The sequence below is a fragment of the Virgibacillus sp. DJP39 genome (genome assembly GCF_049310925.1).
Classification (GTDB): domain Bacteria; phylum Bacillota; class Bacilli; order Bacillales; family Amphibacillaceae; genus Virgibacillus_F.
This window is the reverse complement of the sequence record NZ_JBMERP010000016.1, coordinates 1-13,087: the sequence shown is the minus strand read 5'-3', so window position 1 is coordinate 13,087 and position 13,087 is coordinate 1. Positions and strand designations below refer to the sequence as shown.

At 39.1% G+C, this 13,087-nt stretch carries 16 protein-coding genes and 1 other annotated feature; of the genes, 14 read left to right on the top strand and 2 right to left on the bottom strand.

All coding sequences use genetic code 11. The features are described from left to right. Nucleotides 1–85: 85 nt before the first annotated feature. Nucleotides 86–1,441, bottom strand: a complete 1,356-nt coding sequence (locus tag ACOI1D_RS07530) for an alkaline phosphatase (protein WP_422500551.1) — start codon at nt 1,439–1,441, stop codon at nt 86–88. A 276-nt stretch (nt 1,442–1,717) separates the two neighbouring features. Here ACOI1D_RS07530 and ACOI1D_RS07525 point away from each other — a divergent pair, with 276 nt between their 5' ends. Both ACOI1D_RS07525 and ACOI1D_RS07520 read left to right on the top strand, forming a co-directional pair. Further along, the gene (locus ACOI1D_RS07525; protein WP_422500549.1) at nt 1,718–3,115 is read left to right on the top strand and encodes an FAD-binding oxidoreductase; all 1,398 of its coding nucleotides are present in this window, start codon (nt 1,718–1,720) and stop codon (nt 3,113–3,115) included. Nucleotides 3,116–3,150: 35 nt separating this feature from the next. Beyond that, nucleotides 3,151–3,708, top strand: a complete 558-nt coding sequence (locus ACOI1D_RS07520; RefSeq protein WP_422500547.1) for a beta-class carbonic anhydrase — start codon at nt 3,151–3,153, stop codon at nt 3,706–3,708. Between the two features lie 85 nt (nt 3,709–3,793). Here ACOI1D_RS07520 and ACOI1D_RS07515 read toward each other — a convergent pair whose 3' ends face one another. Next, nucleotides 3,794–5,596, bottom strand: a complete 1,803-nt coding sequence (locus ACOI1D_RS07515) for a M3 family oligoendopeptidase (protein ID WP_422500545.1) — start codon at nt 5,594–5,596, stop codon at nt 3,794–3,796. Between the two features lie 284 nt (nt 5,597–5,880). Continuing rightward, nucleotides 5,881–6,097 (top strand) — a binding site (T-box leader). A gap of 549 nt (nt 6,098–6,646) precedes the next feature. Here ACOI1D_RS07515 and tyrS point away from each other — a divergent pair. From tyrS to ACOI1D_RS07455, 12 genes are all read left to right on the top strand, one after another. Continuing rightward, nucleotides 6,647–7,894 carry a tyrosine--tRNA ligase gene (gene tyrS / locus ACOI1D_RS07510; RefSeq protein ID WP_422500543.1) on the top strand — a complete coding sequence of 416 codons (1,248 nt, stop codon included), beginning with the start codon at nt 6,647–6,649 and terminating at the stop codon, nt 7,892–7,894. A gap of 234 nt (nt 7,895–8,128) precedes the next feature. After that, nucleotides 8,129–9,337 carry an MFS transporter gene (locus ACOI1D_RS07505; RefSeq protein ID WP_422500541.1) on the top strand — a complete coding sequence of 403 codons (1,209 nt, stop codon included), beginning with the start codon at nt 8,129–8,131 and terminating at the stop codon, nt 9,335–9,337. Between the two features lie 56 nt (nt 9,338–9,393). Then, complete coding sequence (locus tag ACOI1D_RS07500; RefSeq protein WP_422500539.1) at nt 9,394–9,807, top strand: flavoprotein; 414 nt, start codon at nt 9,394–9,396, stop codon at nt 9,805–9,807. 37 nt (nt 9,808–9,844) lie between these two features. Next, complete coding sequence (locus tag ACOI1D_RS07495; RefSeq protein WP_422500537.1) at nt 9,845–10,276, top strand: VOC family protein; 432 nt, start codon at nt 9,845–9,847, stop codon at nt 10,274–10,276. Nucleotides 10,277–10,292: 16 nt separating this feature from the next. Further along, nucleotides 10,293–10,688, top strand: coding sequence for a VOC family protein (locus ACOI1D_RS07490; RefSeq protein ID WP_422500535.1), 396 nt, complete (start codon nt 10,293–10,295; stop codon nt 10,686–10,688). A gap of 13 nt (nt 10,689–10,701) precedes the next feature. Next, nucleotides 10,702–10,854, top strand: coding sequence for a hypothetical protein (locus ACOI1D_RS07485; protein ID WP_422500533.1), 153 nt, complete (start codon nt 10,702–10,704; stop codon nt 10,852–10,854). A 153-nt stretch (nt 10,855–11,007) separates the two neighbouring features. Beyond that, nucleotides 11,008–11,241 carry a hypothetical protein gene (locus ACOI1D_RS07480; RefSeq protein ID WP_422500531.1) on the top strand — a complete coding sequence of 78 codons (234 nt, stop codon included), beginning with the start codon at nt 11,008–11,010 and terminating at the stop codon, nt 11,239–11,241. Nucleotides 11,242–11,256: 15 nt separating this feature from the next. Beyond that, nucleotides 11,257–11,679, top strand: a complete 423-nt coding sequence (fosB, locus tag ACOI1D_RS07475; RefSeq protein WP_422500529.1) for a metallothiol transferase FosB — start codon at nt 11,257–11,259, stop codon at nt 11,677–11,679. Nucleotides 11,680–11,701: 22 nt separating this feature from the next. Next, nucleotides 11,702–12,109 (top strand): NUDIX hydrolase, encoded by a 408-nt coding sequence (locus ACOI1D_RS07470; protein WP_422500527.1) that lies wholly within the window; start codon nt 11,702–11,704, stop codon nt 12,107–12,109. An 18-nt stretch (nt 12,110–12,127) separates the two neighbouring features. Then, nucleotides 12,128–12,409 carry a hypothetical protein gene (locus ACOI1D_RS07465; RefSeq protein WP_422500525.1) on the top strand — a complete coding sequence of 94 codons (282 nt, stop codon included), beginning with the start codon at nt 12,128–12,130 and terminating at the stop codon, nt 12,407–12,409. 107 nt (nt 12,410–12,516) lie between these two features. Then, complete coding sequence (locus ACOI1D_RS07460; RefSeq protein ID WP_422500523.1) at nt 12,517–12,690, top strand: hypothetical protein; 174 nt, start codon at nt 12,517–12,519, stop codon at nt 12,688–12,690. Further along, nucleotides 12,650–13,087 (top strand): NUDIX hydrolase (locus tag ACOI1D_RS07455; protein WP_422500521.1); only part of this gene is annotated, 438 nt, incomplete at its 3' end. The genes ACOI1D_RS07460 and ACOI1D_RS07455, both read left to right, overlap by 41 nt.

Here is a 13,087-nt window from a genome sequence, read left to right as displayed (position 1 = left end):
GAGGGATAAAAATTAAAGAAAGCGAATAGCCATATTGGCCATTCGCTTTCTTTATTGCTTTAGTGCAATCAAGGTTTTCTAAAGTTTACTTTAAAAATCCAAAAATCTCTTCTGCTATATCTGTATTTTCTATTAATCCTGAAAATACATCATTTTTTGGTCCGTATGCGTAAACTGGAACATCTACACCTGTGTGCCCGCTAGTAGTAAACCCGACTCCTGCTCGATCATTGAATACTTCCGATATGGTGCTGTATAATGTATCAAAATCCTCTTGACTAGCCGCTTCTTTTACAGCTGTAAGCTCTTCTTCCGTGAAATCAAACGTTACATATTTACTTAATACAGATTCAACAGTATTTCCGTCGATAATTTCCTGTGCCATAAATTCTGGTGTGCGCTTAGCTGCTTTTATCGCTTCAGGATTGAAGTTATAAACTCCATCACGGCCAATAGAGAATCCGCCAGTAGAGTGGTCAGCTGTTAGCACGACTTGTGTGTGCTCATTTTCTTTAGCAAATTTAATTACAGTTTCAAACGCTCTCGCAAAATCTTCCATTTCACTCATAGCGCCAACAGAATCGTTTGCATGTCCTGCCCAATCAATTTGGCTGCCTTCGACCATTAAGAAAAATCCATCATTATCTTTACTTAATTTTTCTAATGCTGCAGTAGTCATTTCATCGAGCGAGGGTGTTGACTCTTCCCGGTCAATAGCTTTTGGCATACCCACTGGGGCAAATAAACCAAGTAATTGATCATTCTCGTTTTCTAGCATTTCCTCAGTTGTGTTCACATAATTATAATCATCTGCTTTAAATTCGTTTATCAGGTTTCTGTCTTCGCGATCAAAGTATTTCGTTCCACCACCAAGTAAAACATCCACTTTGTGTTCACCGTTGATCACGTCGTCGAAATAGTCGTCAGCTATATCATTGTAATTATGACGTGATACATCATGCGCTCCAAATGCGGCCGGAGTTGCATGGTTAATTTGCGAGGTGGCTACAAGTCCAGTAGCCTTGCCGTTTTCTTTTGCAACCTCAAGTATTGTTTCTACTGATTCTTTGTCGTTGTCTACTGAGATTGCACCATTATATGTTTTAATGCCAGCAGCCATGGAAGTTGCTGCAGCTGCTGAGTCTGTAACATTTTCTTCTATGTCTTCAGGATATGTTTTTGCCATACCAACTAAGTGCTCGTCAAAAATTGTATCTTCCATTTGTGGTGTTGATGGATTATCTTTCATGTAACGGTATGCTGTAGTATAAGCAGGACCCATTCCATCACCGATCAGGACAATCACGTTTTTAACTTTACCTTTATTATGCTTTTTGTTATTACTCTCAGCATTTGTATCAGTGCTGTTAATTCCAATAACACTTCCAATGATTAACACGCTAATTGTTGCGATGACCCAAATCCTTTTTCTCATGTACATCCTCCTTGAAATTTGGTTACCGTTTCACTTATTATGATAGTTGATAGATATATAGATTTAAATGGTAGAATAGTAGTAAGTTTTGAAAAGTTTGTAAATTGGTTGTAAACACTAACAGACTTTAAATAATTTGTAGTAGGAACGTAGTATGAAAATTAGTACCAGCTTCATAAAGCGTGATAATACCTCTAAAAAATGATAGAATTGTCTGATAGCCGAATTCACTAGTTAGTAAGAAATGTCAGTAAGATTATAATTAGAGAGCGGGGGAGATAAATGAGTTACTTTACAGAGTTAGCAGCATTTATACCTGAAGACAGAATCTCAACAAATGAAACTATCCTGGATCAGCATAGTAAAGACGAATCCTATCACACACCAAGATTACCAGATCTAGTTGTTTACCCGCTAAATGCAGAAGAAGTAAGTCAAATTATGAAAATAGCAAGTAAACATAAAATACCCATTGTACCGTTCGGTTTAGGTACCAGTTTAGAAGGTCATGTTATTCCCACTGATGGCGGGATATCACTAGATTTTTCATACATGGATAACATTATTGAAGTGATGCCGAATGACTTCCTGGTCAAGGTACAGCCTGGAGTCACCCGGTCAAAACTCAATCAGGAATTGAAAAAGCATGGGTTATTTTTTTCCGTTGACCCTGGTGCGGATGCAACGTTAGGCGGGATGGTAGCCACCAACGCAAGTGGGACCACAGCGGTCAAGTATGGGATTATGCGGGATCAGGTCAGGAATCTGGAAGTAGTACTGGCCGATGGAACGATTATGAACACGGGAACCATGGCTGCAAAGTCTTCATCAGGTTATAATTTAAACGGACTGTTTACTGGTTCTGAAGGGACGCTTGGCTGCTTCACGGAATTGACCTTACGTGTCTATGGAATCCCTGAGATGACAGTGGCGGGGCGCGCTTCTTTTCATACGGTTGGAGAAGCGGTTGAAGCAGTGGTTAGTATCTTGTCAGCTGGAATTCAGGTTGCGAGAATTGAACTGGTTGATGAAATTTCTATGAAACAAGTAAATATATTCAGTGACACTGATTATGATGAAAAGCCAACATTGTTTATTGAGTTTCATGGTAATGAAGGCGGTTTAATGCAGGACATTGAGTTTACGAAAGAAATATTAGCTGACTTAGGTACCGTAGCATTTGATTTTGAAAAAGACACACAGGCACGTAACAAACTGTGGGATGCCCGCCATAATGTTGCCTATGCATATATGCATGGGTATCCGGGGAGAAAACATATGTCAACTGATGTCTGTTTACCACTTTCTGAGCTGCCAGGAGCCATAGAGTCAGCGAGATCCGCATTAAAGAAGTATAATTTAATAGGTGGTATTGTTGGTCATGTCGGGGATGGCAATTATCACACGGCCCTTATGGTTGATCCTGATAATCCTGAAGAAATGAAAAAAGTGGATCTATTTAATCGCCATATCGTGGAATATGCACTTGAAAGAGGCGGTTCATGTACGGGGGAGCACGGCGTTGGCATAGGTAAGCGAAAATACCAGGCACAGGAACATGGAAATGCGTTACCAGTTATGCAGATGATTAAGAAAGCACTTGACCCAGATAACATTTTAAATCCAGGAAAGATTTTTCTTAATGAAACATTGAAGTCTAAAGAAGAAACAATAAACTAATACTAGATACAACAAATGGAAAAGGAGTGCAGCACATGTCTGTCATGGAATCGATACTGGACTATAATAAACAGTTTGTAAAAAATAAAGACTATGAACAATATGTAACAACAAAATTCCCAGAAAAGAAAATTGTTATTCTTACTTGCATGGATACACGTCTATTGGAGATGCTCCCCAAAGCAATGAACCTTGAGAACGGGGATGCCAAAATCATCAAAAACGCTGGTGCGGTTGTTTCCCATCCTTTTGGAAGCATAATGAGAAGTATTATGGTTGCACTCTATGAATTAAAAGCTAAAGAGGTAGCGGTAATCGGCCATTACGGATGTGGCATGATCGGTCTGAAATCAGAATCTGTTATCGACAAAGCATTGCAAACAGGAATGGACCAGTCCACCCTTGATGCTCTAAAATATTCAGGTATCGATGTGGAAAAATGGTTGCAAGGCTTTGATGATGTGGAAGACAACGTACAGCACAGTGTCGACATGATCCGTAACCACCCGTTTTTACCACCTAACACACCTGTTCACGGACTTGTGATTTCTCCTGAAACAGGAGAGCTAACTGTGGTGGATAGAGCCGATTGAATAGTGTAAGGAATATCACCTGAACAAACAAAAAAGGACCTACAATTGACTTGTAGGTTCTTTTGTAATTATATTAGAGAATATTTTAGCTTCTTCTAACCATCTTCTCCGTCAACTCCATATATTCTTTAATCGCGTCAATAGTTGGTTGAAGGGAAGCTTCCCAAAATTCCTTCTCACCAATATCCTTGTTTAGGTAGTGGTCTGCTAATTGTTCAACCGTCATTCTACCTGAGTTACGCAATAATGCATCATATTGTTCAGGGAATTGATCGCCTTGTTCCTTAGCCAGGGCATAGATTCCATTACTAAACAAATACCCTATTGTATATGGTATGTTATAGAATGCTAGATCTGTGTGATAGAAGTGGGGGATTGTCATCCACAAATACTTGTTATTTTCACCCAAAACATCTCCATAAAGATCCTTTGCCGTGCTTTCCATTAGGTCTGAAATCTCATTTGCAGTAAGCGGCCCTTGTTTTCTGTGTTCATATAACTTTTGTTCAAATTCAAACATAGCTGGTACGGTAACCTGATACTTTAATCCATTTAAAATTTTCATCTCCAGTAAGGACAACTTATCTTGTTCACTGGATGCATGTTCAATAGCAGCGTCTAGTACCAAATTTTCAGCAAAGGTAGAAGCGGTTTCTGCAACACTCGTGCTTACTTCCTGAGAGAAAGCTGGTTCATCTTGCAAAATATAATTGTGATAGGCATGACCAAGTTCGTGCGCAATTGTCACAACGTCTTGATAGCTGCCTGTAAACGTTAAAAATATCCGACTTTCTTTTTTCAGTGGCATATAGGCACAGAACCCACCATGCATTTTGCCTTTTCTATCCTCTGCTTCAATCCATCCTTCGTGAAATGCCCTTTCTGCAAACCTACCAAGCTTCTCACTGAACTTATGGAACTGGGTAATAATAATGTCTGCTGCTTCACTATAGGAAACTTTCTTATCAGAAGTGAAACTCGGAGTGTCCCTATCATACCAGGCTAACTTTTCGAGATTCATAACTTCTGCTTTGCGCTTTAAAAACGTATTCGCGATTTCCTTATTTTCCTTAATCGCTGATACCATTGTTTGGACAGTTTGTTCGTTAATTCTATTCTGCTCCATTGCTTCTTTTAAAATATTGGTCCAGCCACGTTGTTTATAGACATCAAGCCTAAAACCATTGATCCGGTTTAAGACAGTGGCAAATGATTCTGCTTTTTCTTCACAAATCGAGACAATTGTACGTGCTGTTTTTTGCCGCACAGATCGATCACTTGAAAACATAGCATAGCTTAACGCTTGCCCAACCGACATTTCTTCTGTTTTACCATCTTTCTCAACAGGGAAGCGCAATTCACCCATCATTTGTTCATAATAGTCTTCCCAGCCAATAAACCCATTGATGGAAAGCTCGTTTATCATCTTTTCCATTTCAATCGGTAATTTGTCGTCCATACTTTGCTTACGCTCTTCTAAGTAAAATTGATACTTTTTAACTTCCTCATGCTGCAGTAAATCTTCCCACTCGGTTTCTGAAAGTCTAACCAACAATTCATCTAAGTCGATTTTCAGCGATTCGAAATCAGCTTTTAGTTTTGCGCTTTCATCAATTAATTTAGCAACGTCGGGATCATCAACATTCACAGCGTAAAGACAAATCATAAACTCATCGAGCTCAAAAGAGGCACTTTTAAACTCCTGTACCTTTTGAAAAAGATTAACCCAGTCCTGCTGTGAGTCAAGTTGATCAAACGTTTGAACTGTTTCCTGTAGCCCTTTCATATCCTGCTTTAACTGGGATATCAATCCATTTAATTCGCTTGATTCCTTCCCACCTGCATAAAGGGAATCAAGGCTCCAATTCTCACTAATTATCTTCTCCATTATAATTCCTCCCAAAAACTGTCATTACCTAATAGTATAGATTATTTACAATTTTCATGTATCCGCCTTAGGGCTTACTCGCTATCATAATCGCGGCTGACTTGTAGTTTGCATTGATCGCAGCCCGGGTGGATTCGGCAGGCTAGAAGCCGAAATTTGGCTGTTTGGCTGAAGTTCACACGAAAGCTGCTCAAGTTCACATGAGTTTGGCTGAAGTTCACAAATCGTCATCACCATATTGACATTCCACCGAAAAAGCCGTACTATATTTCTAACTTTAATAGTAATTAGTGTTGACGGAAATAAGTAGTGTAGATCTCGTTGTTACAGAAAGTCGATGGGTGCTGTGAATCGATACAGGAATCTACATGAATACATTCTAGAGCTTCTTTTATGAAAGCCATGTGGTGATTAGTTTAAGACGGTAAATCCGATATCTTATTAAGCGGGAGGCTTCGGCCTTCAACTTGGGTGGTAACGCGTGATAGACACGTCCCTTGATTGGGATGTGTCTTTTTGTATTTTAGGCTGTTTTCTAAAAGATTGTTGTTTGTTACACAAAATCGATAAAATACGATGTAACAACTGGATTGATTTTCTACCACCATTTATAAGATTGGTGCTGATCCAGCGCTACGGAAAAACACTCGCTTTCCGTGGGGAACGCTTCAGCCTCCTCGGAGCAAAAACCGCTCACTGCGGGGTCTTCAGACTGTTCCTTTCCCACTGGAGTCTCGCATTTTTCCGCAGCTTAGATAGCTTTCTTCTCAAGGGTGAAGGAGTCCCAGTCAAACATAGGGGTCATGCGCACTTTTCTTAGTGAAGGCAGAATACGAAGACTCCTACGGGAACAGCACGAGTCCGAAGACCCCGGAAGAAGCGTTCTTTGCTTCTGAGGAGACTGAGGCCGTGCCCGTGGAAAGCGAAGTATTCTGCCGGAACGGCGGCGTTGAAAAAGTTTTCACTACGCCGCAATTTTAATCAACTGCGATGATTAAAGAGCAACAAATCTAACGAAAAGAGCCTTATTTTAAAAAGGAGGAAACACGAATGAATTACATCGAACAGTTAAACGATGAGCAACTTAAGGAGCTTGAACGTCAGTACGAAATTTTAGCTTATGGGGTATCCGGCATTATACCTGACCATGAATTTAAGCAAAAGATTGCGAAGTCCATTAAAAAGAACCAACCGCTAAAGGTGAAGCTTGGGTTAGACCCAACAGCGCCAGATATACACATTGGTCATACGGTTGTATTAAACAAATTAAAGCAGTTCCAGGAATTAGGTCACACAATACAACTCATTATCGGTGACTTTACTGGGAAGATAGGTGACCCAAGTGGTAAGGCGACTGCCAGGGTAGCTCTAACCGATGAACAAGTGCGCTACAATGCCCAGACTTATTTTGAGCAGTTTGGGAAAATTATTGATACGGAAGCGGTGGAGCTTCACTATAATTCTAAATGGCTGTCAAAGATTGATTTTGCAGAGGTTCTTCAATTAGCAAGCAATGTAACAGTTGCACGGATGCTTGAACGGAATGATTTTAATAATCGTTACAAAGAAAGCAAGCCCATTTACCTTCACGAGTTTTTCTACCCGGTTATGCAGGGTTATGATTCACTACAGCTTGAGTCTGACGTCGAACTGGGCGGGACAGATCAGGAGTTTAATGTGTTGTTTGGCCGCCAGATTCAAGAGCAATTTGGGAAAGAAAAGCAGGTTGTGATTTTGCTGCCATTGTTGGAAGGGCTGGACGGAGTAGAAAAGATGTCCAAGTCGAAGAAAAACTATATTGGAATCGATGAGAAGCCTAATGACATCTTTGGAAAGACCATGTCAATCCGCGATGAATTGATTGGTAAGTATTTCGAATTAGCATCCAACCTCTCAATTGAAGAAGTCGCTGAAATAAAGGACCAACTCAAAGAGGAAAGCCTTCATCCCCGTGATGCAAAAATCCGCTTAGCATACGCTTTTGTGGAAATGTTGTATGACACGAAAACTGCTGAGGAGAGCAAGGAATATTTTCTAACTGTTTTTCAGAGAAATCAAATGCCAGATGAAATTCCAGAAGTCGTATGGGAAAAAGAAGCAACGATAGGCATTCTGGATTTAATCAGTGAATTAAACCTCCTTCCGTCTAAAAGCGAAGTGCGTCGTATGATCAAAAATGGAGGTATTCGCTTGAATCAAAAAAAGGTTGATGATCCTAACCTGCAGGTGACCATTCAAAACAATCTTGTATTGCAGGTTGGGAAGCGTAAATTTGTCAGATTGAAATTAAGTAAATAAGCATTCAGAAAATTGCTTCACAATTGGATTTTTATGGTATAAAATATGATTAACATTAACATACTTTCATTTTTGCTATCTCATTAAAGAATTCCATGTACAACAGTTTTTTTGTAAAAAAATTAAACAGAAAAGTATCTTTATGAAGCGTACAAATAAATAAGCGAGGGATCAGACGAATGTAAAACTACCTTTTTTCATCTAATTAAAGAATGATAAAAAGGGGTAGTAAAAATGAAAAGTAAATCGTTTCGTTTCTTATGGATAGGTCAGGCATCTGCCAATTTTGGCGATGTGTTCTACATCGTAGGCCTTATCTCAATCCTGTATTCGGCATCTGAGTCAGTGTTTTATCTAGCATTGCTGCCATTTATCAGCACGTTTGGGCGTTTCCTGAGTGGATTCGTTTCACCAGTATTATTTAATCACTATAAATTAACAACCGTTTTAGTTCGGTCACAGATTGGAAAAACGTTTTTATTATTGTGTTTGGCATTATGGGTAGCATTCAGTCCACATGCACCAATAGGAATCATTTTCGTCCTTATCCTGTTGATTGCCTTTTTAGATGGGTGGGCGATGCCAGCGACAAGAGCCATGCTGCCGAGACTAATAGAAAAACAGGAGATTGTGAAAGCAAATAGTTTTGTGTCTGTTGTAGACCAAACCATTCAACTTGGTGGCTGGGCACTAGGAGGAATCCTGGTTGCATTGATTGGTGGGCAGCCTGTAATTTGGATTACGTTTGGATTGTTTTTTGTATCTTCCATTATGATGAGTCTAGTAATTGATCAAACCCCATTTCATAGAAGGGATTCGAAAGATAAATTAGGTAAGGTATTAAAGGAAGGCTGGGAAATTATTTGGCATTCGCCGCTGTTTCGTAGTATCCACATTGTCATCTTTGTTGAAACAGTAGCAAACGTAGTGTGGATCGCAGCTATCATTTATGTTTTCGTTACTGAGGTCCTGCATAAATCGGAAGCATGGTGGGGCTATATGAATACTACTTTTTTTGTAGGTTTAATTATCGGTGGAATTTTTTGTTCAAAGTATTCCATTGTTGTTGTACGCCATTTGAAAAAAATAATGATAATTACTTCGTTTGGGGTTAGTATAATCACCTTTTTATTTGGCCTTAATTCAATTGCTTGGATGGCTCTGATTCTGTCCGTTCTAATTGGCGTTGTGGAACAAATAAAATCGATAACCTACGAAACGTATTTGCAAAAAGAAACAACAGCAGAAGAACTGCCGAAGTTATACGGTGCCCAGAGTGCCCTGATTTCCTTGACGTTTGGATTGTCATCACTAATGATAGGTGCCATAGCTGAGTTCTTTGGTGTGCGAGTCGTATTTCTTCTGGCAGGAGTATTATTAGCCGGAGCGGCTGTTTACCTCACCTTTAATAGAAGTAGTTTTCCTGCAAGTTATAAGAGTTAATCTATTAGAGGCTGCATCGATTGATGGTGCAGCCTTTATACATAAGGAGTTTTAAGATGTCTAGCTTTCAAACTGAATATGAAAATTTTAAAAACGCTTGGGAAAGCTTTTCAATAGAACAATTGGAAAGATTTGTAGATAAAGATTACCAGGCTAGGGAGATAAGAGAAGGTTCAATAGTAGATTTTGGTTATGAAGAATCCATCGATGGCTGGACACAGGCTTTTGATCATTTCAGCGATAAGAATGCTGAATGGCACTTGCAGGATATTGGGTTAATTCAAGTAAAAGAAAATGAAATGCTGGCCATTCTATCTGCTACTTTAACAGTAGAAGGAGAACAGATGAAGACTGCAAATCTATTCTTTGACACTTTTAAAAATACAAGCGGTATGGAATGGAAATTAGTAAGAAGTTATATTGAGACGGGTGTACCTTTGGATAATTTAAACAGTATTAGCTTCAAATGAGGATGATTAAAATTAAAACTAAAAAGGAGAGACCAAAATGAACAGAATAAATCTTATAACCCTTGGAGTTAACGATATTGGAAAGTCATTAAAATTTTACAGGGATGGGTTGGGCTTTGAAACTTCAGAGAAGAAAGAAAGTCCGGATGTTGTATTTTTTCAAAATGCTGGTACTAAGCTAGCTTTATATCCTTTAGAAGAATTAGCGAAGGATATTAACGAAGAAGAGCCGCCTGCCCGAGGAGGATTTTCAGGTATTTCACTTGCCTACAATGCAAAATCCGCCGAAGAGGTTGATGAAGTAATGGAAAAAGCTAAACAAGCAGGCGCAACAATTGTTAAACCACCTGAACGTGTTTTCTGGGGTGGGTACAGCGGTTATTTTGCAGATCCTGATGGTTATCATTGGGAAGTGGCATTCGGAGATATGTGGAAATTTGATGAAAATGACATGTTGATTATAGAGTAATCTTGGAGGTGTATGAATGACTAAAGGAATGATTCACCATGTGGAGCTATATGTATCTGACTTGGAACGTAGCGTTCGTTTCTGGGGATGGCTATTAGCAGATCTAGGTTATCACGCTTATCAGGAATGGGATGCGGGCAGAAGTTTTAAACTTGGCGATACCTATATTGTATTTGTACAGACTGAGGATCGGTTTTTGGACGAGCCGTATCACAGGTGTAGAGTTGGATTGAACCATCTGGCATTTCACGCGGAATCACGTGAACATGTGGACAGGCTAACGATTCAATTAAAAGAAAAAGGCGAAACCATTTTGTATCCAGATCAGCATCCTTTTGCGGGTGGCAATGATTATTATGCTGTTTATTTTGAGGATCCGGATAGAATAAAAGTGGAAGTGGTAGCTCCCTGATGGAGGGATCGGTTTGAAAAAGTGGAAAACAAAACGGACAAAATATATATACAAAACGCCATTTGGAAATTTGAGGAAAGACAGCTGTGAACTTCCTAATGGCAATTTTATAGAAGATTACTATGTTAATGAATATGCAGAATGGGTTAATGTAGTTGTGATATAAGATAGTGTTAGTTGAGCAATATCGCCATGCAGGTAAGGGTTTTTTTCTTGAAGTTCCAGCGCTGGAAAAATGGAAGAAAGCGAGACTTGTGAAGAGGCTATAACTCGGGAAGTTTAGGAAGAAACTGGATTTATTTCCGCTACAGAACCGATTTTGTTAGGTGAATTTATGGTTAATCCAGCTACTCAAGATAATAAAGTAATAAGTTTTCTAATTGTAGATGCTTTTAAAGCTTCCGAACAGGACCTTGATGCTAACGAGGAAGTTAATGTTAAGCTGTTCGATTTTAATAGCTTGGATAGCCTTATTCAAGAGAAAAAAATCACACAGCTTTTTACGGTGAGTGCGTACTTGATGGCGAAGAATTATTTAGGCAGTTTAAGTTAACAATGGGGTGTTTACTTGCAAATTAATGGACTAAATCATCTTTTGTTTTCCGTTTCGGACTTGGAAAGATCAATTGATTTTTATCGTAATGTTTTTAAAGCTAAGCTACTAGTCAAAGGAAACACGACAGCTTACTTTGATTTAAATGGGTTGTGGCTTGCGCTTAATTTAGAAAAAGATATTCCGCGAGATGAGATAAAGGAATCCTATACACATACTGCATTCAGTATTGATGAAAGTGAATTTGATGAGGCTTGTGAACGTCTTAAAAAGTTGGGCGTGAATATTCTGTATGGAAGAGAGCGTGCAAGGCAAGACAATCAATCAATCTATTTTACAGATCCAGATGGGCATAAATTTGAGTTTCACACCGGATCATTAGAAGACCGGCTGAACTATTACAAAAAGGAAAAGAAGCATATGACATTCTATAATTAATATAATCAAGGGTGGAATGAGGATGAGTGTACCAAAGCATATCGTATCTGCAGCGACAATAGTTATAAACGAGGAGGGAAAGCTACTTCTTATTAAAGGTCCGCGCAGGGGCTGGGAAATGCCGGGTGGACAAGTTGAAGAGGGCGAGTCTCTAAGTGATGCGGCTATTAGAGAAACGAAAGAAGAGTCAGGAATTGATGTTGAGATCGTTAAATATTGTGGAATATACCAGAATGTTTCCAAAAGTATTTGTAACACGCTTTTCTTGGCAAAACCGATTGGCGGTCAACTAACGACTAGTAGTGAAAGCCTGGAGGTTGGTTACTTTTCTGTTGAAGATGCTATGGAGATGGTAACCTGGAAAAACTTCGGTGAGAGAATTAAAGACTGTTTAAATGAAGCGAAACATCCATTTATAGTGGAGTTTTGAAAAATAGGTTGTGATTATATGCAGACAAGAAAGATACATATTATAGGTTCGGTTGGAAGTGGCAAAACAACTTTTGCAAGAAAGTTATCAAATAAGCTAAGTATAGTCTGTTATGAACTGGACAATGTGGTTTGGAAAAGACGTGAGGATGCAGATGTACATGATGTCAAGAGAACTCCACAGGAAAGAGATGATTACTTTTCCGATATCTATGCCAGGACGAGTGGATCGTGGAAGGTGTTCACAGTTTCGACTGGGTACTGCACAGCATTAAGCAAGCTGATGTTATCCTCTTTTTAGATACCAATTATTCTATCAGGAAATACAGAATCATACGGAGGTTTATTTTACAGAAGCTGGGTAGAGAAAAAGCTAATTATATTCCATCTCTAAAAGTATTCCGGAAAATGTTCATGTGGAATAAGCTTTTTGAAAAAGATAAATCAGAAATAATGAAAATGATACGTACATATAATGATAGTTTTATTGTTTTACCGGATAATAAAGCAGTAGAGAACTATCTGGAAGAGGTGGGTGTCAATGGGATACATAATGGATTTAAGAAAGCTGGTAGGCTCTAGGCCGCTTATCATAGCAGGTGCTAGTGTTTTGTTAATTGATGAGAACGAGAGGCTATTGCTGCAACTAAGAAAAGATAATAATTGCTGGGGATTAGCTGGTGGTTCCATGGAGCTTGGTGAGACACTGGAGGATGTTGCGAAGCGGGAGCTGCAGGAGGAAACAGGTCTGACAGCTGTGCATTTAACCTTTTTTAACATTTTTTCTGGTAATGATTTTTATTATAAATACCCACATGGTGATGAAGCGTACAACGTTATAGCCGCATATATCTGCAACGAATACCAGGGCGATCTTCAAGGTGACAGTGATGAAGTACAGGCATTGCAGTTCTTTTCGTTGGATAACCTTCCTTCTAACATCAGCCCACCTGATTATAAGGTAATAACTGCGTACAAG

Excerpts from the sequence above, each read along its gene's own strand:
- ACOI1D_RS07530 (WP_422500551.1), bottom strand. The coding sequence starts at position 1,441 with ATGTACATGAGAAAAAGGATTTGGGTCATCGCAACAATTAGCGTGTTA.
- ACOI1D_RS07500 (WP_422500539.1), top strand. The coding sequence starts at position 9,394 with ATGTCTAGCTTTCAAACTGAATATGAAAATTTTAAAAACGCTTGGGAA.
- ACOI1D_RS07515 (WP_422500545.1), bottom strand. The coding sequence starts at position 5,596 with ATGGAGAAGATAATTAGTGAGAATTGGAGCCTTGATTCCCTTTATGCA.
- tyrS (WP_422500543.1), top strand. The coding sequence starts at position 6,647 with ATGAATTACATCGAACAGTTAAACGATGAGCAACTTAAGGAGCTTGAA.
- ACOI1D_RS07525 (WP_422500549.1), top strand. The coding sequence starts at position 1,718 with ATGAGTTACTTTACAGAGTTAGCAGCATTTATACCTGAAGACAGAATC.
- ACOI1D_RS07495 (WP_422500537.1), top strand. The coding sequence starts at position 9,845 with ATGAACAGAATAAATCTTATAACCCTTGGAGTTAACGATATTGGAAAG.
- ACOI1D_RS07465 (WP_422500525.1), top strand. The coding sequence starts at position 12,128 with ATGCAGACAAGAAAGATACATATTATAGGTTCGGTTGGAAGTGGCAAA.
- ACOI1D_RS07460 (WP_422500523.1), top strand. The coding sequence starts at position 12,517 with ATGTTCATGTGGAATAAGCTTTTTGAAAAAGATAAATCAGAAATAATG.
- ACOI1D_RS07505 (WP_422500541.1), top strand. The coding sequence starts at position 8,129 with ATGAAAAGTAAATCGTTTCGTTTCTTATGGATAGGTCAGGCATCTGCC.
- ACOI1D_RS07490 (WP_422500535.1), top strand. The coding sequence starts at position 10,293 with ATGACTAAAGGAATGATTCACCATGTGGAGCTATATGTATCTGACTTG.
- ACOI1D_RS07520 (WP_422500547.1), top strand. The coding sequence starts at position 3,151 with ATGTCTGTCATGGAATCGATACTGGACTATAATAAACAGTTTGTAAAA.
- ACOI1D_RS07470 (WP_422500527.1), top strand. The coding sequence starts at position 11,702 with ATGAGTGTACCAAAGCATATCGTATCTGCAGCGACAATAGTTATAAAC.